Origin of the sequence: uncultured Marivita sp. (assembly GCF_947488135.1) — a bacterium.
Taxonomy (GTDB): domain Bacteria; phylum Pseudomonadota; class Alphaproteobacteria; order Rhodobacterales; family Rhodobacteraceae; genus Marivita.
In genome coordinates, this window is record NZ_CANKYW010000011.1 from 42,685 (window position 1) to 65,471 (window position 22,787).

Here is a 22,787-nt window from a genome sequence, read left to right on the forward strand (position 1 = left end):
TCGTCTCTCCTCAGGTCCTGAGCGTGATGGCGGTGCCCCAGGGGTCGTGTAGGGTCAGGCCGTCCTTGTTCGTGATGCCGGCAATACCGGCGCTTTCGGCGCGTACGGCAATGGCCGCGAGGTCTTGCGCGTTCCGGACGACAATCTCGACGGCATCGAGGCCCGCCATGCCTTCGGGGCGTTTGCCCGCCCGGCGGCTGTTCCAGACATTGCCGGCAAGCTGGTGGTGGTAGCCGCCGCTGCCGTAGAAGCTGGCGCCCGGATAGCGCGCCGCGATATCGAGGCCGAGCACGTCGCGGTAAAAGCTATCGGCCTCGCCCGTGTCGCCCACCTGCAGATGGACATGGCCGATGCTGCCGTTGTCGGGGAAGCCTGACCATTCTGTGCCTTCGGCGCTTTGCAGCAGGTTCTGCAGGACCAGCGGGTCGGTGCTCATCCGGATCTCGCCGCTCTCGCCGTGCCAGGCCGAGACCGGGCGGTCGGCATAGACCTCGATGCCGTTACCCTCGGGATCGGCGAGGTAGAGCGCCTCGCTGACGATATGATCCGAGGCCCCATGGAGCGGCACGCGCGCCTCGGCGGCGTGAGCGACCCAGCGCGCGAGGTCGGATCGGGTCGGCATCAGGAACGCGGTGTGAAACAGACCGGCCTGCCGCGGATCGAGCGGGGAGAGTCTCGGGTCGCCCTCGAGTTCCAGAAGTGGCGTGCCGGCGGCGCCAAGAGTGACGCGATGGTCGCCGGTCGAGACCGGGCTGAGCCCGAGCACGCTCTGGTAGAAGGTGGAGACCGCATCGAGATCACGCACCTTGAGCCGGCCCGTCCCGATGCGCAGCGGTGCCGCATGCATGTCGAAGTCGTCGTTGGCAATGGTCATGGAGGATCTCCTTGGGAAAGAGCGCGGCCGCGGGAGGGTCCCCGCGGCCTGCAGGGGAGGTCAGGCGAACTGGCCAAGTCGACGGTCGAGCTCCGGCACGCGCAGCGCGAAGGCTCCGCGCCCCAGTACGGCAACGACGCCTTGCACGACCGCCCAGAACAGCGGGTATTCCCAGCCGCCCCCTTCGTTCGAGAAGCTCCAGCCGAAGCCGGAATGCGCCCAGGTCGCGCCCAGGAGGAGGGGGATCAGCGCGATGGAGACGAGGCGGGTGCCGAGGCCGAGGATCAGGGCGATACCGCCCGCCAGCTCTGCGATGATCGTGAAGTAGGCGAGCGCGCCGGGCAGGCCGAGGCTTTCGAAGAAGGCGACGGTGCCGGGGATCGTGAAGGTGCTCACCTTCATCCAGCCGTGAGCGAGGAACAGGACGCCGGTCGAGATGCGAAGGGCTGCGGCGGCGTAGTCGGTATTGGTTTGCGTGGTCATGTCAGATGCTCCGTGGCGGTGTCAGGAAAACTGCCAGCGCGGCGCGATCCCGGTGCCGTGACCGAAGACGTAGCCGAACTGGATGTTCAGGAAGCCGATGGGCTCGAGGTAGCGGGCGTTGGCGAGCGGGCCGGCATCGACCGGCTCGAGGCCGATCTCGGCGGCCAGCGCCTTGACCGTCTCGCGCGCTTCGTCGTCATCGGCGGCGACGAAGGTCTGGATCGGCTGGCCATTCACCTTGAGGCCCGTGCCGTAGTGCTGCGCGAAGATCGTGTTGAAAGCCTTCACCACCGTCGCGCCGGCCAGCCGGGACGCGATCTCCTCGGCGGCCGAGGTCTCGTGCCCGACCTGGAGACCCGAGAAGTCCTCGGTCACCGGGTTCGAGACATCGATGACGGCCTTGCCGGTGAAGTCGGCCTTGCCGGCCAAATCGGCCGCGGCGCCGTAGGGCGTGGCCAGGACCACCAGCTCCGCCCGGGAGACGGCGGCAGAGAGGTCGTCGTTGCGGCCGATGGTGGTCACCTCGTGGCCGGCCTGGCCCAGCACCTGGGCGAGCCCGGAGCCGACGTTTCCTTTGCCGATAATTGCGATACGCATTTCATTTCTCCTTCGCTTCGCCACCCTCGGGGCGGCCTGTTGATCACTGAAGCGAAAGTAAGGCTTCCCAATATTCCATAAAATGACGATGTTATAGAATGACTGTCGCGATTTTGTTCTCAAAGGGCGCCCATGGATATCGTTGATGAACTCAAGGCTTTCGTGGCCACAGCACGGACCGGCTCCTTCACCGCAGGGGCCGAGCAGCTGGGGGTTTCCAACCGCCTGACCTCGAAATACGTGGCCGAACTGGAGGCGCGCCTCGGCACGCGATTGCTCCAGAGAACGACCCGGAAGGTGGGGCTGACGCCAGCCGGCGAGGATCTCCTCGCGCGGGCGCCAGCCATCCTCGATGAGCTCGATGCTCTCCTGGGTTCGGTGTCGGAGGGGTCGCGCGGCCTGAGCGGAATCATCCGGGTCTCGGCGCCAGTGACCTTCGGCGAAGTCTACGTGACCGGCATGCTGGCCCGGTTCGCCGAAGCGCACCCGGATCTGACGTTCGACCTGAGGCTGGACGATCGCTACGTCGACCTGGCCGCCGACGGCATCGACCTGGCGTTTCGAATGGGCGTGTCGGAGACGCTTTCACTCAAGACGCGCAAGCTCGGCACGTTTCATAGCTCACTGGTCGCGCATCCAGACTACGTGAATGAGCACGGCTACCCGCGAGCACCAGATGATCTCTCTCGGCACGCCTGCATTGTCGATACCAACCGACGCCAACCTCATAGGTGGACGTTCAGTAAGGACGGCACTGAGGTCGTCGCCCAGGTGCGGGGCCGGTTCCATGTGAATTCGGCCCGGGCGGCAATCGAGTTGGCCTCGGCCGGCATGGGGATTGCCTATGCGCCGCGGTTCGCGATCGCCGACATGCTGGACACTGACTGCCTCGTCCCACTGCTCGAGGATTTCGACATGGATGGGGGACCGGTTACCGTCGTCTATCTCGAAGGTCGGACCTTACCTCGAAAGATACGAACCCTCATCGACTTCGCTGCTGAGGATGTTCACGCCATGCCTTGACGTGCCAAGAGAAGTAATTTTGGTCGGGTCAATAGCACCGACATGAATGGCACCTTCGGGTAAGTTGTGACGCAGCGATAACCTGCCTGATGAAGGTCTGGTCTGGGCCGAACCGCGACATCGACCATGATACCGCCTTATTGTCCCTCATTCCGAACACGTCCGAAGCAGGTGTGTTCGCGATGCTGATACTATTTCATCGGCGTTCCGCAAGCCTACTTGCAGATATAAAGGAATCATGCAAGTATTCCTGCAAAGAGGATTGAAACTTGCATGTCACTCATCGAAAAGATTTCTGACCAGGCGCCAAGCCTGACACCAAGCGAACGCCGGCTTGTCGAGACGGTGATCGAAAGTCCGACAGTGGCGGCTCTGGGGACTGCGGGCGAATTGGCCAAGTCGGTTGGGGTTCACGAGGCGACCGCGTCGCGCCTGGCCAGGAAGTTGGGGTTCGACAGTTACTCGGCCTTCCGGGAGGCGCTGCGCGAGGAATTCATCGCCACCCGCGAAACCGCCACTCGGTTCGAAAAGACGATGGCGGGAAGTTCGTCGGACACGATCCTCGGCAAGCTGATGCAGGACGAAGCAAGAGCGCTGGCGCGGATCGAGGAGTTCATCAGCCCCGAGCAGATCACGACGGTCGCGGACTTGCTTATGGGCGCGCGCCGCATCTTCATCTATGGCTACGGCAATGCCGAAGTTCTGGCGCTGATGATGGTCAAGCGGTTCCGCCGGTTCGGTCGCGATGTACACCAGCTTGAAACCGACCCGCGCGGCATGGCCGAGCAGATGCTGGGGCTGGGTCAGGGAGATGTCATCCTGAGCTTCGCCTTCCGCCGTCCGCCGCGGGGCTACGTTGCGTTGATCGAGACGGCGCGCGAGGCCGGTGCGACCACGATCATGATTTCGGGCCAGTCGGGCGCGTTGCTTGCGCCCCGGCCCGACCACCTTCTGGCCGCGCCGAGGTCGGGTGACCCCGACGCGTTTCAGACCCTGACCGTGCCGATGACGGTGTGCAATGCCATCGTCATCGCGGCCGGTCTCACGGCGAAAGAGGAGTCGCTGAAGAAGCTCGAACGGCTGGGACAGCTGATCGAGCGGTTCGAATAACGAAGGACCCAAGGGAGGATCACATGAAGGTTCTGACTGCAACGCGCCTCGGCGCGATCGGTATTCTCATGTCCACGGCCGCGCTGGCGCAGGACGATCTTGACACCATGACCCCGGAAGAGCTGCTGCCTCTGGCCCAGGAGGAAGGGACTGTCACGGTCTATTCCTTCACCAGCCGGATCGGCAGGGTGGAGACAGCCTTCGAGGAAGCCTATCCCGGCATCGACCTGCAGGGGTTCGACATCTCGTCGACCGAGCAGATCGCGCGCCTGACGGCAGAGGCGCAGGCCGGCGTGACGAATGCGGACATTATCTACGTCTCGGACGTGCCCGTTGTTCTGCCCGCGCTGCTTGAGGCCGGGATCATCGCCAACTACGTGCCGCCCCGTGTGGCCGATCGCGTTCCGGCCGAGTTCCAGTCGCCGCTTCTTGCGCAGCGCCTTTCAACCAAGGTCCTGATGTACAACGAGGAAGCCAACCCGGACGGCTCACCGGTGACGAACCTGTGGCAACTCACCACAGATGACTGGCGCGGCCGGGTCGTCATGGTCGATCCGCTACAGCGTGGCGACTACCTAGACCTGATGACGGAAATCGTGCTGCGCTCCGGTGAGATGGACGAGGCCTACGAGGCGCAGTTCGGGCAGGCCATCGATCTCGATGGGGCGGCGAATGCGGGTGAACGCTTCATCATGGACCTTTTCGCCAATGACCTGATCCTCGTTGGATCGACTGATGACGTGAACATCGCGGTCGGTGCAATCGGGCAGGAGAACCCGCCTGTTGGCTTCACCAGCTATTCGGACCGCCGCGACAATGAGGACGAGGGATGGGCGCTCCAGGTCGCGAACGGTGTCGAGCCCGCTCCGGGGATCATCTTCCCGGCGATTCTGGCCTTGTCTACCGAGCCGAACAACCCTGCTGCAGCGCGGTTGGTGATCGACTTCCTGATGGGAGACGAGACAGAGACCGGCGGTCCAGGCCTCGCGCCGTTCTATGTCGCAGGCGACTACGTAACCCGCACCGACATCCCTCCGCATCCCGACGCCGTGCCGCTCGACGATTTCACCGCCTGGCGGATCACCCCGGCGGAAACAGCCAAGATCCGCGCCGAGATCGGCGACCTGATCCTGACCCTTCAGTAAACGGGGCCTCCCTGGTGGGGGCGGGCGTGACGTAGCGACCGCCCCCGCATTATCATGATTTTAATCTACAGAGGTGACCTCGGATGGTGGATACAGCCATGAGTGGGCAGGGACGGCGCGTGTTCTTTCGACAGGGAACCGTCCTGAAGACAATGGTTCTGGCGATCCTGATCGCACTGATCGTTCTGCCCCTCCTCAGAACCGTGCTCTTCACGTTGCAGCCCGGCACAGTCGGCGCCTGGTCGGATGTGCTCGTTGGACGGCTCTCGACCAACCTCTTCTACAAGCCGCTCGGCAACACGCTGCTCATCGGTGTCGTTGTGTCAGCGGGCTGCGTGCTCATCGGTGGATTTCTGGCCTGGCTTGTTGTGATGACGAACGTTCCCTTCCGCAAGACTATCGGCGTGATGGCGACGCTGCCGTTCATGATTCCATCCTTCGCCGCGGCGCTGGCTTGGGGATCGCTTTTTCGCAATGATCGCGTCGGCGGTCAGGTCGGCTGGTTGCAGGGCTTGGGCGCAGACATCCCCAATTGGCTGGCCTGGGGCATGGTGCCGACCCTGATCGTTTTGACGCTGCACTATTTCAGTCTTGCCTTCACGATCATCGCCGCCGCGCTGGCGACCGTGAACTCGGACCTCGTCGAGGCAGCCCAGATTGCTGGTGCCAAGGGGAGGCGCATCCTGATGGGGATCATCCTGCCAGTGACGACGCCAGCGATGGTAGCCGCCGGGTCGCTCTGCTTCGCCGGAGCGGTGTCGAACTTTGCGACGCCTGCGCTTCTTGGACTGCCGGTCCGGATGCAGACTCTCTCTACCCGGCTTTTCGGTATGATCGAGGTGGGGCAGGTCGGACGCGGCTATGTCATCGGCATCCTACTGGTGCTGATCTCGGGCGCCTTCCTCTGGGCGGGGAACCGCATCGTCTCAGGGCGGCGTTCCTACGCCACGATCACCGGCAAGGGCGGGCGGGCCAAGCGCTTCGACCTGCGCAGTGCGCGCTGGCCGCTCTTCGCGGTGGCGATGGTAATCCTTCTTAGTTCCACAGTCGTGCCGGTCATCGTGCTGACCGCATCGAGCCTCGCGCCCTCTTCGGCCAATCTCTTCTCGGACTGGACGCTGCACTACTGGATCGGGCAGAGCGACCCGTCCTTCGCCCAGGGCATCCCGGGCATCGCCTACAACGAGGATATCGTGCGCGCACTGACGATCACCCTTGCCCTCGGCTTCGCCGTCGCTTTCACCGGCATGGTCGTGGGGCTCCTGGCCTCCTACACAACGGCGCGTTACCGCGAGGGGTGGATGTCGGCCGCCATCACGCAGGTGAGCTTCCTGCCGCTTCTGGTGCCCGGGATCGCCTTCGGCGCGGCCTATATCGCCTATCTCGGTGCGCCCATCGGACCCTTCCCGGCGCTCTACGGCACTTTCGCGCTGCTGGTCATCGCCGCCACGGCCTACCTGTTGCCGTTTTCAGTGCAGACGGGGCGCGCCGTGATCCAGCAGGTTGGCGGAGAGCTTGAGGAGTCGGCCCGCATCACCGGGGCGAGTTTCGCCCGCAGGCTGACGCAGATCACCGTGCCGCTGGCGATCCGGGGTCTGGCGGCAGGCGGTATCCTGATCTTCGTCAAGATCATCCGCGACCTATCGCTCGTTGTACTTCTGTTCACCCCGACGATGCCGGTCCTGTCGGTGCTGGCCTACCGCTATGCGTCGGAAGGCTTCGGCCAGTTCGCCAACGCAATCACGGTCGTGATCCTGTTCCTCTCCATTGCCGCGACGCTCATCGCGAACCGGCTGCAATCGAAATCCCAGCCCTGGCTGCAAAACTGAGGGTATCCCATGCTGGAAATCCAAAACCTCGTGAAACGCTTCGGCTCGTTCGAAGCGGTCAAGGACGTCTCGATCTCCGTCCCCGACGGCGCATTTCTCGTGCTGCTCGGACCGTCGGGCTGCGGCAAGACTACGCTCTTGCGCATGTTGTCGGGGCTCGAACTGCCTTCGGCGGGGCAGATCGTTTTCGACGGCCAAACCGTTTCGGACGGTGATCGCAATTGGTCTGTCGATCCGGCCAAGCGCAATTCAGGCCTCGTCTTCCAGTCCTACGCGCTCTGGCCGCACATGTCTGTCCAGGGGAATGTCGAATGGCCGCTCAAGGTCATGAAGATGCCCAAGGCCGAGCGCGCTGCGCGGGTCGCCGAGGTGCTGAAGCTTCTCGACATTGGACAACTGGCCGACCGTTACCCGAACGAGATCTCCGGCGGCCAGCAGCAGCGCGTGGCCATCGCGCGGACCATCGCGCCGAAGCCGTCGGTGCTGCTCTTCGACGAACCGCTCTCGAACCTCGACGCCAAGCTTCGGGTCGAGATGCGGACCGAGTTGATGAAGCTTCATCGCGCGACGGGCGCGACAACCGTCTACGTGACCCACGACCAGATCGAGGCGATGACCATGGCGACCCATGTCGCGGTGATGAACCAGGGGCGTGTCCAGCAGTTCGGCACGCCCGCCGACCTCGTCGATCATCCCGAGACGGCCTTCGTCGCCACCTTTGTCGGCACGCCGCCCAACAACATGGTGCCGGTTGTGAAGAACGGTACCGGCTACAAGGTCGGGGGGCGCCACATGCCCGTGATTCCGCCAGCCGATGACTGCCTGGCGATGTACCGCGCCGAAAAGATGACCCTGAGTGAGACAGAGGGCGAAACGACCCTCCCGATGGAATTGGTCGAAACGAGCGCCATCGCGGGGCGCACGATGGTCACGGGACTTCGTGATGGCCTGCGTCTGACCGCCATCGTCGACCGTCCGCCCGCGGCCCGGATCGGCGAGACGGTCCAGTTCCGTCTGCCCGAGCGGCCGGATAGCTGGTTTGGGCCCGACGGCGAGAGGATCGGCTGATGCGGCTGCTTCTCGTGCGCCATGGGCAATCGGAATGGAACGCGGACCATCGGTTGCAAGGTCAAGCCGATATCGGCCTGTCAGACGTGGGCAGGGCGCAGGCAGACGCCCTGCGGCCGGTTTTCGAGAAGATCGGCCCTTGCCGCACTGTGGCGTCCGATCTCAAGCGTGTCCGCGAAACCGCCGCACGCATCGGTGCCGAGGCGCCCCGCCACACGATGGGTCTGCGCGAGATCGACGTCGGAGACTGGACGGGTCGTCCGATCGCGGAGATCGTGGCCGAAGACGAGGCAGCTTATCTCGGTTGGCGCGCCGGAACCGTTGCGCCACCCCGCGGAGAGGCATGGGGCGACTTCGTATCGCGCGTCTCGGGGATCATCGAGCGGGAGCGGGAGAACCCTTGCGAGAACCTCCTCGTGGTCTGCCATGGAGGCGTGATCCGGGCGCTGCTCCAGAACTACGTCGGACTGGCACCCGCCCACATCATCCCTGTCGCCCCGGCAAGCCTTAGCGCGTTGCGCCTCGGCAACGGAAAGCCGCCGCGGCTCGAACTCTTCAATTACCGCCCCAACGATCTGGATTTCGGGGCACCCGACTGATGGGTCTGGATATCCTGTTTCTCAGCATCGGCGGCGCCTTGCTGTTCTACGGCGGTGACTGGTTGGTGGACGGTATCGAGGGGATCGCTGCGAAGTATCGACTCCCGCCCGTCCTCGTGGCGTTCGTGGTCATGGGGTTTGGAACCTCCGCACCAGAATTCTTTGTCGCGGTGGAGGCCACTCTGTCGGGCGCGCCCGACATCGCGATGGGAAACGTTGTCGGCAGCAACATCGCAAATCTGCTCCTGGTGCTTGCGGTAACGGCCCTGATCATGCCGCTGGCCATCGACCGAAACGTCCTTCGGATCGATGGCGGCGCGATGCTGTTGTCCGCCCTGGCGCTCGGTGCGGTCGCAGCGGACGGTATGGTTTCTAGGAGCGACGCACTCCTTTTGATTGCAGGGATGCTCGGCTACCTTGGTTTTCGATACTGGACGCTTCCGATGACGGCCACGGTGGATCATGATCCAGCGCAGGGTTATTCTGCATCGGTTTTCAGATGTGTCACGGCGCTGGTTGCCTTGCCAGCTGGCGCCTATCTTTTCATCGACGGCGCGGTCGGAATTGCAAAACTAGTTGGAGTGTCTGAAACGATAATCGGACTGACCGTCGTGGCACTCGGGACATCGTTGCCGGAAATGGCATCCTGCGTGGCGGCGGCCTTGCGAAGAAAGTCCGACATGGTTCTCCGCGGCATCCTCGGGAGTAACGTCTTCAACGGCACCATTGTCTTGGGAAGTGCCGCTCTGGCCGTTCCTCTGCCGGTTTCGCCAGACTTCACGGGGTTCTGGATCCCGGTGATGCTTGTCGGTTCCGTGATAACTCTGATCTTCCTTAGGTCCGGGTTCGTGCTAAGCCGTCGCGAGGCCTCGATCATGCTCATTGGATATTTCGCGGTGTTTCTGTCCATTTGACTTGCGAAAGTCGGGATTTGCAGGCTGAAGCATGAGCCAAAGACATTTTCTTGGGCGCGTTGCACGACAATGGGACGCATTGTCGCGTTCTAGACGTCTCTGTAAATTCGATACCTCTCCAATGTCCGCTATGGGGGCTGCACATGCAGCATACATCGCCGTTGTTGAAAGTCGGCTTTGGGCCGGCCAGGGCGTGAACGCGGACGTGCTTCTCTGTATTGGCCGGAAGTCCCTTATGGGCCGATCAGGAAAGGGTCTTAACTATCGTTCGATTTGATGGGGTCGATACTTGTTTTGTACCGTCGACTTTTTGGCGCATAGCTGGGTCAATGGGTGCTTTGAGCGGGGCCAGTCATCACGGCTTGCCCAGAATGCCTTTCCGCAACTTTCCCTTTCGACCTTTCGAAGTGTAAAACCTATCGGTCGGCTTAGGTCCGAATGACCAAGTTAATTCGATGCAGTTGAAGGCTCGCTCTCTAACGCAGGATCGTGGTTATGCCAGGGAACGCAACGAGAACGCCGACTGCAAGGATCTGAAGCCCGATGAAGGGAAGGAGTGCGCGGAAGATCTCTCCCAGTGAAATGTCCGGCGGCGCCACGGATTTGAGGTAGAAAGCCGCGGGACCAAAGGGTGGTGACAGGAAGCTCACCTGCATGTTCATAGCGAAAAGAACGCCGAACCAGATCGGGTCATAGCCGAGTTCCTTCACGATCGGAACGAAGATCGGAACCGTCAGAAGCGCGATGCCTACCCAGTCGAGGAACATGCCGAGGACGAATAGCACCAGCATCATGAAGATTATGATGATCGTCGGATTCTCGGAGATGCCTGTGATCATCGACTGGACGAAGCGCAGGCCACCCATGAGGTTGAATACCCCGACCAGTGCCGTGGCTCCAATGCCGATCCACACGATCATGCCGACCGTCGCGAGGGTCTGCTTTGCCGCGCCGGAAAGCAGCGACCAGGTGAATTCGCCCCGGATAATTGTCGAGAGCGTGACACCGAGCACGCCCACAGCGGATGCTTCGGTCACCGACGCGATACCGCCGTAGATCGAACCCAGAACGAAGATCACAACGAGGACCGGCAGGAAGACCCCCTTCAGCAGGCGGAGTTTCTCCTCACGCGGGATCGACCCCGCTTCGGGGATCGGGGCGACGCTGTGATCGGAATAGGCGCGCACGAGGACATAAGCCACGTAGAATCCCGCCAGCATCAGCCCCGGCAGGAAAGAGGCTGTGAACAGCTCTCCGATGGAAACGTTCGCCGACAGCCCGTAGATGATGAGAACGATCGACGGCGGCACCATCGTGCCGAGCGCGCCGCCTGCACAGCAGACACCGATGGCCAGCCGCCGGTCGTAGCCGAGCCGCAACATTTGCGGCAAGGCGATCACACCCAAAAGGACGACCTCGCCACCGATGATGCCGGACATCGCGGCCAGGATCACGGCCACGATCAAAGTCTGGATCGCGATCCCGCCGCGCAGGCGTCCGCCGACCATCCGCATCGCGTCGAAAAGGTCACGCGCGATGCCCGAGCGGTCGAGGATCGCGGCCATCAGAACAAACATCGGGACCGAGACGAAAACGAAGGAATTGACGAAGGAAAAGATCCGGCTGCCGATCAGCGAAATCCCGGCCGGACCGAACCAGCCCAAGAGGAAGATCAAGGCCACCAGCAGCGTCACGAACGCCAGAGGCATTCCCGTCAGCAGGAGCAGCATCAGCATCGCGAACATTACGATGGTGGCGATCTCGATACCCCATTCCTTCATGTCGGGCAGAAGGTAGGACAGCGCCACGAGCAGAGACTCGGCGCCGGATGTCAGCAGGTCGATCATGTGTTGCGCCCCCGCGCGTAGCCCCAGGCGAGCCGTGCGAATTGCAGCGTCAGCAGCACCATGATGATGAAAAGAAAGAGCTTCACGAGGCCCGGTGTCGGCGGGTTCCAGGCGCTTCCGGTGGTGTCGAAACGAAAGCTGCCGCTCGGCGTGAACATCGCCGACTCCGCTACCTGCCACGAGGCAAGAGCGAAGATCGCGCAGGCCACCGCATTCACGATCGAAAGCACAATGTTCAGCGCGCGCCGGGCACCCGGAGAGAGCGCGTCGTAGATCAACACGACCCGGATATGCCGGTCCCGCGAGGCCACGTAGAGGCCGCCGAAAAGAAAGGTGACGGCAGTGAGGAAGATCACGCTCTCATGGCCCCAGATCGTCGGCCGATTGAAGCCATAGCGCAACGCAACCTCGATGATCAGGATGACGGCCGACGCGAGGATGGCCAAGGCGAAGACACCGCCCAAAGCGTTGACGGCGCGTCCGAGCGCGCCCGCCTCGGGTATCGCGCCGGGATCATCGTGCGCCGGGGTTTCCGGTGTGGTGTCGTCCATGTGTTCCTCCCCATCGCACTGTCGGTGTTGCTTACCCTTCGGGCAAAGGCCAGTTGCGCAGGACATTTGTCGAAGGCAGCGAAAATGCCGTCGTCGGCCTCGTACGCATCGAGCGTTGTGCGGTCGCCAGTTTTGGCATGACGTTCCGGAAAGGCGCCCGGTTCCGGGCACCTTTCCAGTGCTTCGATCACTCGCTGATCAGGCCGTTTTCACGAAGATAACCGGTCAGCGTGTCGAACACCATTTTGGCGTTCTCCGACCCGTCTGCGACGGTTTCCCACTCGCCCATCGCGATCGAACGGAAGGCAGCGCGTTCTTCGGCTGGCCAATCGTGGACCGTCACCGAGCCAGACGCTTCGGCTTCCGCAACCGCGGCCTCGTCGGCCTCGCGCAGTGCCGCGACCTGCATGTCCGCAAAAGCCTCGACGCTTTCGATCATGACCTGCTGCAGGTCCTCGGGCATCTCGTTGAAGCGCTCGCGGTTCATCGAGACCTCGACGAGCGGCATCGAGTGGAAGCCCGGGTAGACCGGATGGCTGGCCACGTCATGCAGACCCTGCGCCTGGTTGGTCGAAAAGACAGAGTAATCCGCAGCGTCGATCACACCCTTGTCGAGCGAGGTAAAGACCTCTGAACCCGGGAGATTGACCGGAGCCGCACCGGCGGCGGCGAAGACCTGCTGCACAAGACCTTCTGGCGCACGCATCCGCAATCCCTCGAGATCAGCAACGCCGTCCAGCGGAACGTCGGAGACGAAAGCCTCCAGGCCCGGCGTCGTGGCGCCAAGGAATTTCAAACCGTAGGGTTCCAACAGGCCGTCCATCATCTCACCGCCCGGACCTTCGCGCATGAAGGCGAACATTTCCTCCGGTGCGGACCAAGCGCCAACTGGGTTCGCGATCAGGCCGAAGGCGGGATCCTTGCCAGCGAAGTAGGACGTATCGGTGATATGACCGTCGAGCAGACCCGCCGCGATGGCATCCTGCGTTTCGGTATGCGCCACGATCGACTCGACCGGCAACAATTCAACCGACACGCGGCCATCCGACATTTCGGAAACCATTTCGGTCCACTGCTGCTGAAGCTCGAAGTTCGGGTTGCCCGCCGGATCAGACGATTGGAAGCGCAGCTCGAAATCCTGCGAGAGCGCGCCGGTGGCGGCAAGTGCCGCGACTGCCGTGGTGAGAATGAATGTCTTCATGAGGTTTCTCCCTTTAATCAGGTTACGCGTTGGAGATGCCGACGCCTGATTTCGTCGGCAGCATTTCGGGCGATTTGATCGACCGGTGATTGGATATCGAGGATAACCGGGGACTCGTCGGCACCCGGTGGTTCAAGATCGGCGAGCTGGCTGTCGAGAAGCCCCGGCCGCATGTAGTGGCCACGTCGATTCGCAAGCCGCTCTGAGATGACGGAATGCGGTGCGGTCAGGTACACGATCTCGAACGGACCGCCACGCCGCCGCAGCGTGTCCCGGTAGCTTAACTTGAGAGCCGAACAGGCAAGCACGACCGGCCCGTTCACCCGCTCCTCGGCCAGACTGTCGCCCAGGGCGTCGAGCCAGGGTTGCCGCATCTCGTCGGTCAGGGGGATGCCCTGTGACATTGCAGAGATATTTTCCTTCGGATGATAGTCGTCCGCCTCCAAATATGTCGCGCCAATTTGTTCGGCGAGCCGGGCAGCAACGCTCGACTTGCCTGAACCACACACACCCATCACGAGAACGGCAGGATTGATCATGTCTATCATTCCGCCGCCTCCCTGTTCGCCGGTGTCTGATCGCTCCTAGGGGCTAATGGCAGCGCTATCATTTGTCAATTACTTGTCAGATTTACTTTACGTGGTAACATAAACCTTATGAATAAAAGGGTTCGATCAAGTGGGCGGCCAACGCTGACGGATGTCGCAGCGAAAGCTGGTGTTAGCGCGATCACTGCGAGTCGTGCGCTACGGGACCCACAAAAGGTAAGCGCGCGCACGCGCGCAGAGGTGGAACGCGCCGTGCGCGCGCTCGGCTATGAACGCGATCCGGTCGCATCCATCCTCGCGTCTGGTCGCTCCGACACGGTGGGTCTCGTTATCCCGTCGGTCACAAACAACGTCTTTGCCGACCTGCTGCGCGGCGTCTTCGATGCTCTTGACGGGACAAATCCGGTCCAGATCGGTAACTTCCGCTATTCACCGCTGGCCGAAGAAAAACTCCTCGCGACCTTCAGGTCGCAGCGGCCTGCGGGGCTCATCGTGGCTGGGACGGATCAGTCGCCGGAGGGCCGCGCGATCCTCGAGGACATGGGCTGCCCGATCGTGCAAGTCATGGATGTCAGCGACGATCCGGTGGATATGCTGGTCGGGATCGACCATCACGCCGCTGCGGGCCTGGCGGCCCGGCATCTGGCCGAGATGGGCTATCGTCGGCCAGGGATCCTGACCGCCCGGATGGACCCGCGCACCCGCAAACGCGCAGCGGGCTTCGAGGCGGCCGCGACTGGCTTCGATTCCCATCGCCGTGTCACCACACCTGCTCCGTCTTCGGTACAACTCGGCGGCCGGATGCTGGTAGATCTTCTGTCGAGCGCACCGGATACGGACGCGGTGTTCTGCATCAACGACGACCTCGCGCTCGGCGCGCTGTTCGAGGCGCAACGCATGGGGCTGTCGGTCCCCGACCAGTTCGGGATCATCGGCTTCAACGATCTGGAATTCGCTGCCGCCGCCGAACCGGGGCTGAGCTCTGTCTACACGCCACGCGCCGAAATGGGGCGGCGTGCCGCTGAACTGATCCTGTCGCGCCTGCGCGGCGAAAGCCACGAAACACCAATTCGGCTGGACTGCGCGCTGCGCCCGCGCGCCTCAACCGCCCGGGGCAAGATGAAATGAAAATCACGGGCTCTGGGTGGAGGTACATACCGATGCGGGCCTCATTGGGCAGGACCCGCTCCGGATCGAGGCTATCGCGCGCAACCTGACGGGATACCTGTATTTCGGCACGGCCGGGGCGGAGGTGCGGGAAAACTCTGCCATCGATATCGCGCTGTGGGACACTTCGGGTTTTGAGTATGCCCATAGCTCAACGAGAGCTAAAGCGTCACGCCTTTAACCCGAGACATATCCAGCAGCCTTGAAGTAGTTCCAACATTCTTGCTCCGAGTAGAGGTCGCAGACATGGCCGATTGCTTTGAACATTTCGGTGAATGTCCTCGCGCCGATCCGTCTGAGTTTGGCCTTGAGCTTAGAGAAGGCGATTTCAATGGGGTTGAGGTCGGGGCTGTAGGGCGGCAGGAACAGGAACCAACACCCTGCATCCCTCATCGCCCTGGTTGCGGCGGCGTTCTTGTGCGTGGCCAGGTTGTCCAGAATGACCACGGTGCCGGGGGTCAATTCCGGGACCAGCACTTTCTCGACATAGGCCGCTAAGGCGGGACCATCCATTGCCCCCTTGATGACCCAGGGTGCGATCATGGCATCGGCGGTGAGCCCCGCGATGAAGGTTTGTGTCCCCCACGACCCGAATGGGGCGTCCATGACCAAGCGATCCCCACGCGGTGCCCATCCCCGCAACCGGGTCATGTTCGTCTTCACGGACGTTTCGTCAATGAAGACAACGCGTTCTGGGTGCGCTGACACAGCCGGGATACGGTGCCTGAACCAGTCATCGCGCTGCCGCCTTACCTTAGTGCGGCGACGCTCGGCAGCTACCAGCGACTTTTTTTGTGCGTGTAGCCGAGCTTGCGAAGGAACTTTCCGATCGCGTTCGGGTGCGCGCACACACCGGTCGCGTCGTGCAAGGCAGACGCCAGTTCCGGCATCGTGATGTCGCGGTCCTGCGCAATGACCTCGGCGAAGAAGGCGCGATGCGGGTCAAGCTTGCCCTTGCCTTTGGGCCGACCTTGCGGCGCAGCTTGGGCCTGACCTGTCCGGCGGATCGCCTGCCCCCAACGCGCCCCAGTGGCAGGCGACACCTTCAGCCGCAACGCTGCCGCACGCCCGCTTAACCCTTCTTCAATCAATCTCTGAAACCGCGCCCGAGGAGCTTCCGGTAAAGGTGCCGACATGATCCATCCTCCCAAAAAGGATGAATCACAATTCAGCTCTCATGGGAATCCCAACGATTCAGGTTTTTGGCGGGGCGCTTTAGCGGTAAATTTGATGATCCGCGAGCATCAAAAAAATCACGCCCTTGCGCAAGATGAAGCAGCCGAAGGGACGATCTTCGCTGCACTGGACAATCGCAAAACCTGTCCGCGCGCGCCTTTAGAACGCCTGACGCTCGAGGCTTACCAAGACGCCACCGTCCGGCAAGCGCGGTGTCAGAAGATCCCACACTGCCCAATGGACGTCGGACAGGGCGTCGGGTTCATTGTCAATCTCCATACGCAGCGCCGAATGGGTGTGGAAATTGTCTAGTGGCATGAGTTGGGTGATCAGGTCAGCCACCGTGGTCGCGTCATGGCCGGGGTATTGAATCACGTCGGTGACAAGACATCCTGCTGCCGACCATGTTGCCGGATAGTTGCGGTCCGCAATCACGATCTCGTCGCCATGTCCCATCCGGGCAAGTGTATAGGGCAATTCGGGCGTCGTGCGAGGGTCGAGTCCGATCAGCATGTTCGTTCTCCGAACGGGATGTAGGCCGGCCCCGCGTTTGCAAGGCCGGAGCAGTTAGTTCAACGGGCCGGCAGGGGCATCCAGTCGGCCATTGCCACATCGGCATGCTGAAATTGCGGCATCTTGGACCCAAGGTCTTCCATGTTGCGGATGTCGTTGTCGTTCAGGAACGTCTGCGTGATAAGTGTTGGCGGAACTATCACTGACGCTCCGGGCTTTTCACCTGCAAGCATCAGTGCCAAAGCACGCACTGAAACCTCGCCCACCACAGCGGGGTTGGTTGCTACGGTCGCTTTCCAACCGCTCCCGGCTTCGCGCATCAAAGCGATGTCTGCAGTCGATATATCGGCGGAATAGATGCTCAGGTCTCCACCGATGCCCAGCTCGTCTGCGGCGATCTTCACCCCCTTGGCGAACTCGTTATAGGGCGCGAAGAACACCGAGATGTTCGGATTGGCCTGCAACGCCGCGCGCGCCTGGTTGGCGTTGGCATTGGCGATCGGGTTGTCGAGCGTGCCGATGCGGGCTGCCTCGGTGATGCCGGGATTGGCTTTCTTCACCTCTTCCCATGCGACATGCCGCCGATCCAGCGGGGCGATGCCCGGAACGTAGACATAGCCTGCGGCAAAGTTGTCGCCGTTATCCGCGATGGCCTGTTCCAGTGCCAGTTTGCCCAGCAGGTAATCGGACTGTTCGATCTGCGGGATGGCGTCGTTTTCGACGTTCACGTCGAACGCCACGACCTTGATCCCGGCGTCTACCGCCCGCTGCGCGGCTTCGCGCATGGATTCGGTCAGGCCGTGCTGGATGATGATCCCGTCCACGCCAAGCGCGATGGCCTGATCGACCATGTCGGCCTGAAGCGCCGCATCCTGACGGCTGTCGAGCACGCGCAGGTTGACGCCAAGCGCCGCCGCCTGGCTTTCCACGCCGGACAGATAGGCCTGGAAGAAGTCTCCCGTGGAAAGGTACCGCACCAGCGCGATGGTCACGTCGCCGGGATTGTCCAATGGTGCAGGGGCGTCCTGCGCTGTTGCCGCGCCCGCGCCAAGCGCGAGGCTTGCCACGCTCGCAAGGGCCATGAAGTGACGTCTCAGCATATCGAGTCCTCCCTATCGCTGATGATCAATGCCTCGTGCCGGTACGGCGCGAGGACAGGTAAAATGTGAACACAAGGGCGCCGACAAGAACGGCCCCCTTGACGAAATCCTGGGTGTAATAGGGCGCGTTCATCATGGTCATTCCTTGCAGCAGGATGCCGACGAACAGCGCCCCCATTGCGGTGCCGAAGGCGTTGGGCCGGGCCGCGCCCAGAACCGCGAAACCGATGAGCGCGGCCGCCACGCTGTCGAGCAGCAGGTTGTTGCCGCTGGCGATATCGCCCCGCCCCAGCCGCGCCGCCAAAAGGATGCCCCCGATCGAGGCGGTGACGCCGGAAATCATGTAGGCCACGACCTTGTAGCGGTTGACCGGCGTCCCCACGAGGCTTGCCGCGCGGGCGTTCGACCCGATGGCGTACATCAGCCGCCCATGCCGGGTGAAGCCAAGGAACAGCCAGATCAGCACGGCGATGGCGACAAAGATCACCACCGGCATCGGCAACAGCCGGTCGATGACCACGTCGAACCGATGACGGCCCAGCCACAGGAAGGCCGCCGAGAACGTGCCTTCGGCCACGGTGCCGTCCGTCAGCGTCATGCCGGTGGCGATGGAGTTGCCCTGGGTCGGGATGCGTTGCAGCCCGATCAGCAGGAACATCATGCCCAGCGTCGCCAACAGGTCGGGCACCCGGAATTTCACGATGAGCAGCCCGTTGATGAACCCGACCAGCGCGCCCATGCCAAGGCAAAGGGTAACCGCGACAATAGCAGGATGTTCAAGGATCACCATCGAATAGGCCGACAGCATCAGTGCCGATGTCGCCACTGCACCAATGGACAGGTCGAACCCGCCGACGACAAGCGTACAGGTCACACCCAGCGCCAGGATGCCGGTGATCGCCACCGATTGCAGCACGAACGCGGCGGATAGCGGGCCGAAGAAGCCCGGTGCGGCGATGCTGAAATAGACGATCAGCCCGAAAAGCAGGATCAGGAAGCCATAGCGAATGGAAAAATTGAGGATCTTGTCGTTCATGGTGCCGGGCCTGCTGCGGTCGGTCTGGCCCCGGAGATGTCCGAGACCAGCGCGGCGAGGTCGACATTCCGATTGGCGTGTTCCCCGACGATTGCGCCTTCGTTCATCACAACGATGCGGTCGGCGATTTCCAGCGCCTCGTCGATCTCGGCAAGAAAAACCAGCGTAGCACGCCCTTGTGCCGTGGCGCGGATGTGCCGCCCGATGTCGCGTCGCGCGCCGATATCCACGCCCTGAAACGGCTCGTCCAGCAACAGCACCCTGGCCGGTTCCAGCAGCCAGCGGGCGATCATCACTTTCTGCTGGTTGCCGCCCGACAGAGTGTTGATGCCATCGCCGACCGATTGGCAGACGATGCCCAACTGATCCACCATCCCCTGCGCCGTGTTGCGTTGCTGGCGGGGTTTCAGGAACGATCCGATGCTCAGGCCGCGCAGGAAGGGCAGGGTCATGTTGTCGGCGATGTCGAAGGCCGGGATCACTGCATTCGTGGCCCGGTCCTTGGGCGACATGAACACCCCTTGCGCCACCGCGTCCTCGACGGAACGGGGCGCATAGTGTTGACCATTGATACGGATCTCTCCGCCGTGAGACGGCGCGATGCCGAACAGGATCTCGGCGAGGCGGCTTTTGCCGCTGCCCAGCAATCCGACAAGCGCCACCACGTCCCCGTCATGCGCCGTCAGGCTGATCGGGGCCGCGCCGTCGAACAGCTGCAGATCGTGCAGTTCAAGCACCGGCGTGCTGCCGTTTTGCACCGCGACATCGACCTCGGTCATGCGGTGGCCCAGCATCGCGGTCACCGCCGCCTCGTAATCCAGCGGCTTGGTCTCGAACACACCCGAAACCGCGCCGTCGCGCATCACCACGATGCAGTCTGCGATGCGGCGGATGTCGGACATGCGGTGCGAGATATAAAGGATCGCCACACCCTGCGCGCGCAACCGGTCGATCAGGGCGAAAAGCCGGTCTGCCTCCGTCGCGGAAAGCGACGATGTCGGTTCATCCAGGATCAGCACCTGGGGCGCGCGGGCCATGGCGCGGGCGATGGCGATCATCTGGCGGTCGGCGACCGCCAGGTCCGACACACGTGCGCGCAGATTCACGTCGATGCCCATCGCTGCGGCAACCTTGGCCGCTTCGGCGCGCAGGTGGCGTTCACGCACGAACAGCCCGTGACCGCGTTCGACCAGACGGTCGAGCATCAGGTTGTTGGCCACGTCCAGATCGGGGATCACACCGTCGTCGATGGATTGGTGGACGGTCACGACCCCCTTGCGGATCGCGTCGGCGGCATCTTCCGGCTCGAATGCCGTTCCGGCTAACGTCATGGTCCCGCCATCGCCGCGATGATGGCCGCAGATCACCTTGACCAGAGTGGATTTCCCGGCACCATTTGCGCCCATGAGAACGGTCACCGACCCCGGTGACAGGGTCAGGTCGATTCCCCGCAACACATGGTTTTTTCCGAACGATTTTTGCAATCCGTTCACTTTGAGTGCGTCACCGGCCACCCGTTTTCTCCCCTTGGTGGCGCGACGGTAGGCGTGGCGGAATACATTTGTCAAATGATTTGACATAAGTATAATCGCGGGGATACGCAAAGACGAAACAGCGCGTCAGAGCAAGCGGGGGAGGTCACTGATGAGCGCAGGCACGGCGTATGAATCCCTGAGCGTGGACACATTGCCGGAGCGGCTGAAGGCCGTTTCCGCCCTGGCGGACCACGTCGGAGAGGACGCAACCGCGTGGCAGGTTCAGGAGGTCGGGGACGGCAACCTCAACCTTGTCTTCATCGTCACCGGCCCCAAGGGCAAAGCCATCGTCAAGCAGGCCTTGCCCTATGTGCGCCTTGTCGGCGACAGCTGGCCCTTGCCGCTCTACCGCGCCTTTTTCGAGTATCACGCGCTGACACGTCAGGCCGCCCGCGATCCGGGGTCGGTGCCAAGGGTCTACCATTTCGACGAGGCGCAGGCGCTCATCATCATGGAGTATCTTGCCCCGCATGTGATCCTGCGCCGCAAGCTGATCGCGGGCGAACGGGTGGCCGGGCTGGCGGAATTCCTGGGCCGTTTCTGCGCGCGCACGGCGTTCCGAGGATCGGAGCTGTCACTGGCCAGCGGCGACAAGAAAGCCGATGTGGCATTGTTCGCAGGCAATGTGGAGATCCCCGCCATCACCGAAGCACTGGTGTTCACCGATCCCTATTTCGATGCCGAGATGAACAGCCATACCACGGGGCTGGAACCGGTCATCGCCCGGCTGCGCGGCGATGTGGCGCTCAAGGTCAGGGTGCAACAGGCGTTGCAACGGTTCGTGTCGAACACCGAAACCATGCTGCATGGCGATCTGCATTCCGGCTCGATCATGTCCACGGACAGCGACAGCCGGGTGATCGACCCGGAATTCGTGCAATACGGACCGATGGGGTTCGATATCGGGATGCTCTGCGCCAATTTCCTGATGGCCTATTTCAGCCAGCCTGCGCATCGCGTGGCTGATCTTGCCGACTATCAGGATTGGATCCTCGGCGTGATCACCGACACCTGTTCGGTTTTCGAGGCCGAGTTCCGCCATCTGTGGGCAACCGAACGCACCGGCATTCTCTACCCCGCGTCGCTGTTCGAGGATCAGGGGCACGACAGCACCCCGGCCTGCGATGCGGTTCTGAAAGGGTTGTGGCGGGATGCCTGGGCGGTGTGCGGGATCGAGATGCACCGCCGCTGCCTCTCGCTCGCGCATAATGCCGATTTCGAAGACATTGCCTATGTCGCGCTGCGGGCCCGGCTTGAGGCGCGCAATCTGATGATGGGGGCCGACCTGATCCATTCGGCCGAAAGCCTTGCCGGTGCGACGGCTGTGTGCGCACTTGCGCGCGAATATAACGGAAAGGACGTCTTATGAAGATCGACGGCACGCATTACCGGTCGCTGTGGTGGAACTCGGACAAGGACGTTCTGGAAATCATCGACCAACGCTGGTTGCCGCATGATTTCCGGGTGATCCCGGTGGCGACGATGCAGGACTTCGCCAATGCAATCACCCAGATGCGCGTCCGGGGCGCACCGCTGATCGGGGCGACCGCGGCCTATGGCATGGCGCTCGCGATGGCCGAGGACGCGTCGGATGCCAACATGGATGCGGCCTGGACCTTCCTCGAGAAAACCCGCCCCACCGCTATCAATCTGCGATGGGCGCTCGACCGCTGCCGCGCCGTGCTGCGCCCCTTGCCACAGGCCGACCGCTCCGCGGCTGCGCTGGCGCTGGCGCATGAGATCTCGGACGAGGATGTGGAGATCAACCGCCGCATCGGCGAAAACGGACTGGCGCTCATCCGCGAAATCGCCGCGAAGAAGCCGGCGGGCGACGCTGTGCGCCTACTGACCCATTGCAATGCCGGTTGGCTGGCCACGGTGGATTGGGGTACGGCCACGAGTCCGATGTACCACGCCCATGACGCAGGCATCCCGCTGCATGTTTGGGTCGATGAAACTCGACCGCGCAACCAGGGCGCGCTGACCGCGTGGGAACTGGGCAAGCACGGCGTCCAGCACACTTATATCACCGACAACGCGGGCGGGCATCTGATGCAGCACGGGATGGTCGACATGGTGATCACCGGTACCGACCGCACCACGCGGCAGGGCGACGTTTGCAACAAAATCGGCACCTATCTCAAGGCGCTAGCTGCACGGGACAACGGCGTTCCGTTCTACGTGGCGCTGCCATCCCCGACGATCGATTGGACGGTGCGCGACGGCGTGGCCGAGATCCCGATCGAGGAACGCGACGCACAAGAGGTCACCCATGTGCTTGGCGTCACGGAGAGTTGCGAAATCGGCTCCGTTCAGGTCACGCCCAACGGAACCGTCGGGAGCAACCCGGCCTTTGACGTTACACCTCACCGCCTGGTTACAGGCCTGATCACCGAACGTGGCGTCTGCGACGCGTCCGAGGCTGGATTGGCGAGTCTCTTCCCGGACTTTGCCAAGGCGGCGGAATAGGC

22 protein-coding genes are annotated in these 22,787 nt (G+C 62.6%); 10 read left to right on the top strand and 12 right to left on the bottom strand.

Annotated features, from left to right (window positions below; genetic code table 11):
- Window positions 1-10: 10 nt before the first annotated feature.
- The 3 genes from Q1B16_RS20300 to Q1B16_RS20310 are packed head-to-tail and all read right to left on the bottom strand — an operon-like array spanning window position 11 to window position 1,954.
- A complete protein-coding gene (locus tag Q1B16_RS20300; protein WP_299793559.1) occupies window positions 11-874 on the bottom strand; it encodes a VOC family protein in 864 nt (287 codons plus the stop codon).
- A 60-nt stretch (window positions 875-934) separates the two neighbouring features.
- Entirely contained in the window at window positions 935-1,357 is a 423-nt protein-coding gene (locus tag Q1B16_RS20305) for a DoxX family protein (RefSeq protein WP_299793562.1), read from the bottom strand.
- Between the two features lie 21 nt (window positions 1,358-1,378).
- Window positions 1,379-1,954 (bottom strand): NADPH-dependent F420 reductase, encoded by a 576-nt coding sequence (locus Q1B16_RS20310; protein WP_299793566.1) that lies wholly within the window; start codon window positions 1,952-1,954, stop codon window positions 1,379-1,381.
- A gap of 132 nt (window positions 1,955-2,086) precedes the next feature.
- On the opposite strand from Q1B16_RS20310, the gene Q1B16_RS20315 reads away from it, so the two are divergent.
- From Q1B16_RS20315 to Q1B16_RS20345, 7 genes are all read left to right on the top strand, one after another.
- The gene (locus Q1B16_RS20315; protein ID WP_299793569.1) at window positions 2,087-2,977 is read left to right on the top strand and encodes a LysR family transcriptional regulator; all 891 of its coding nucleotides are present in this window, start codon (window positions 2,087-2,089) and stop codon (window positions 2,975-2,977) included.
- A 273-nt stretch (window positions 2,978-3,250) separates the two neighbouring features.
- Window positions 3,251-4,087, top strand: a complete 837-nt coding sequence (locus tag Q1B16_RS20320; protein ID WP_299793572.1) for a MurR/RpiR family transcriptional regulator — start codon at window positions 3,251-3,253, stop codon at window positions 4,085-4,087.
- A gap of 23 nt (window positions 4,088-4,110) precedes the next feature.
- On the top strand, window positions 4,111-5,232 hold the full coding sequence (locus tag Q1B16_RS20325; protein WP_299793576.1) for a hypothetical protein: 1,122 nt from the start codon (window positions 4,111-4,113) through the stop codon (window positions 5,230-5,232).
- 83 nt (window positions 5,233-5,315) lie between these two features.
- Window positions 5,316-7,061, top strand: a complete 1,746-nt coding sequence (locus Q1B16_RS20330) for an iron ABC transporter permease (RefSeq protein WP_299793622.1) — start codon at window positions 5,316-5,318, stop codon at window positions 7,059-7,061.
- Window positions 7,062-7,070: 9 nt separating this feature from the next.
- Window positions 7,071-8,129 carry an ABC transporter ATP-binding protein gene (locus Q1B16_RS20335; protein ID WP_299793625.1) on the top strand — a complete coding sequence of 353 codons (1,059 nt, stop codon included), beginning with the start codon at window positions 7,071-7,073 and terminating at the stop codon, window positions 8,127-8,129.
- Window positions 8,129-8,728: a histidine phosphatase family protein gene (locus Q1B16_RS20340; RefSeq protein WP_299793628.1), complete on the top strand. Its 600-nt coding sequence runs from the start codon at window positions 8,129-8,131 to the stop codon at window positions 8,726-8,728. The genes Q1B16_RS20335 and Q1B16_RS20340 overlap by 1 nt, the downstream gene beginning before the upstream one ends.
- Window positions 8,728-9,642, top strand: coding sequence for a calcium/sodium antiporter (locus tag Q1B16_RS20345; RefSeq protein WP_299793630.1), 915 nt, complete (start codon window positions 8,728-8,730; stop codon window positions 9,640-9,642). Before Q1B16_RS20340 ends, Q1B16_RS20345 begins: the two co-directional genes overlap by 1 nt.
- A gap of 476 nt (window positions 9,643-10,118) precedes the next feature.
- On the opposite strand, the gene Q1B16_RS20350 is transcribed toward Q1B16_RS20345, so the two are convergent.
- From Q1B16_RS20350 to Q1B16_RS20365, 4 genes are all read right to left on the bottom strand, one after another.
- Window positions 10,119-11,423 (bottom strand): TRAP transporter large permease subunit, encoded by a 1,305-nt coding sequence (locus tag Q1B16_RS20350; protein ID WP_299793714.1) that lies wholly within the window; start codon window positions 11,421-11,423, stop codon window positions 10,119-10,121.
- Window positions 11,424-11,485: 62 nt separating this feature from the next.
- The gene (locus tag Q1B16_RS20355; RefSeq protein ID WP_299793633.1) at window positions 11,486-12,040 is read right to left on the bottom strand and encodes a TRAP transporter small permease; all 555 of its coding nucleotides are present in this window, start codon (window positions 12,038-12,040) and stop codon (window positions 11,486-11,488) included.
- Window positions 12,041-12,227: 187 nt separating this feature from the next.
- Window positions 12,228-13,241 (bottom strand): TRAP transporter substrate-binding protein, encoded by a 1,014-nt coding sequence (locus Q1B16_RS20360; RefSeq protein ID WP_299793636.1) that lies wholly within the window; start codon window positions 13,239-13,241, stop codon window positions 12,228-12,230.
- A 17-nt stretch (window positions 13,242-13,258) separates the two neighbouring features.
- A complete protein-coding gene (locus tag Q1B16_RS20365) occupies window positions 13,259-13,789 on the bottom strand; it encodes a gluconokinase (protein WP_299793639.1) in 531 nt (176 codons plus the stop codon).
- 108 nt (window positions 13,790-13,897) lie between these two features.
- On the opposite strand from Q1B16_RS20365, the gene Q1B16_RS20370 reads away from it, so the two are divergent.
- Window positions 13,898-14,917 carry a LacI family DNA-binding transcriptional regulator gene (locus Q1B16_RS20370; RefSeq protein ID WP_299793641.1) on the top strand — a complete coding sequence of 340 codons (1,020 nt, stop codon included), beginning with the start codon at window positions 13,898-13,900 and terminating at the stop codon, window positions 14,915-14,917.
- 216 nt (window positions 14,918-15,133) lie between these two features.
- Here Q1B16_RS20370 and Q1B16_RS20375 read toward each other — a convergent pair.
- The 5 genes from Q1B16_RS20375 to Q1B16_RS20395 form a co-directional block, all read right to left on the bottom strand.
- Window positions 15,134-16,092, bottom strand: a protein-coding gene (locus Q1B16_RS20375; protein ID WP_299793644.1) for an IS630 family transposase whose coding sequence is annotated in 2 segments (ribosomal slippage) — window positions 15,134-15,748 and window positions 15,751-16,092 — 957 coding nt in all. Because the reading frame shifts where the segments join, the coding sequence is not laid out codon by codon here.
- A 199-nt stretch (window positions 16,093-16,291) separates the two neighbouring features.
- Window positions 16,292-16,645, bottom strand: a complete 354-nt coding sequence (locus Q1B16_RS20380; RefSeq protein WP_299793647.1) for an RbsD/FucU domain-containing protein — start codon at window positions 16,643-16,645, stop codon at window positions 16,292-16,294.
- Window positions 16,646-16,704: 59 nt separating this feature from the next.
- On the bottom strand, window positions 16,705-17,745 hold the full coding sequence (locus tag Q1B16_RS20385) for a substrate-binding domain-containing protein (protein ID WP_299793650.1): 1,041 nt from the start codon (window positions 17,743-17,745) through the stop codon (window positions 16,705-16,707).
- A gap of 25 nt (window positions 17,746-17,770) precedes the next feature.
- The gene (locus tag Q1B16_RS20390) at window positions 17,771-18,781 is read right to left on the bottom strand and encodes an ABC transporter permease (protein ID WP_299793653.1); all 1,011 of its coding nucleotides are present in this window, start codon (window positions 18,779-18,781) and stop codon (window positions 17,771-17,773) included.
- A complete protein-coding gene (locus tag Q1B16_RS20395; RefSeq protein ID WP_299793656.1) occupies window positions 18,778-20,295 on the bottom strand; it encodes a sugar ABC transporter ATP-binding protein in 1,518 nt (505 codons plus the stop codon). The genes Q1B16_RS20390 and Q1B16_RS20395 overlap by 4 nt, the downstream gene beginning before the upstream one ends.
- Window positions 20,296-20,425: 130 nt before the next feature.
- Here Q1B16_RS20395 and mtnK point away from each other — a divergent pair, with 130 nt between their 5' ends.
- A complete protein-coding gene (gene mtnK / locus Q1B16_RS20400; protein WP_299793659.1) occupies window positions 20,426-21,685 on the top strand; it encodes an S-methyl-5-thioribose kinase in 1,260 nt (419 codons plus the stop codon).
- On the top strand, window positions 21,682-22,785 hold the full coding sequence (gene mtnA / locus Q1B16_RS20405; RefSeq protein ID WP_299793662.1) for an S-methyl-5-thioribose-1-phosphate isomerase: 1,104 nt from the start codon (window positions 21,682-21,684) through the stop codon (window positions 22,783-22,785). Before mtnK ends, mtnA begins: the two co-directional genes overlap by 4 nt.
- Window positions 22,786-22,787 lie beyond the last annotated feature (2 nt).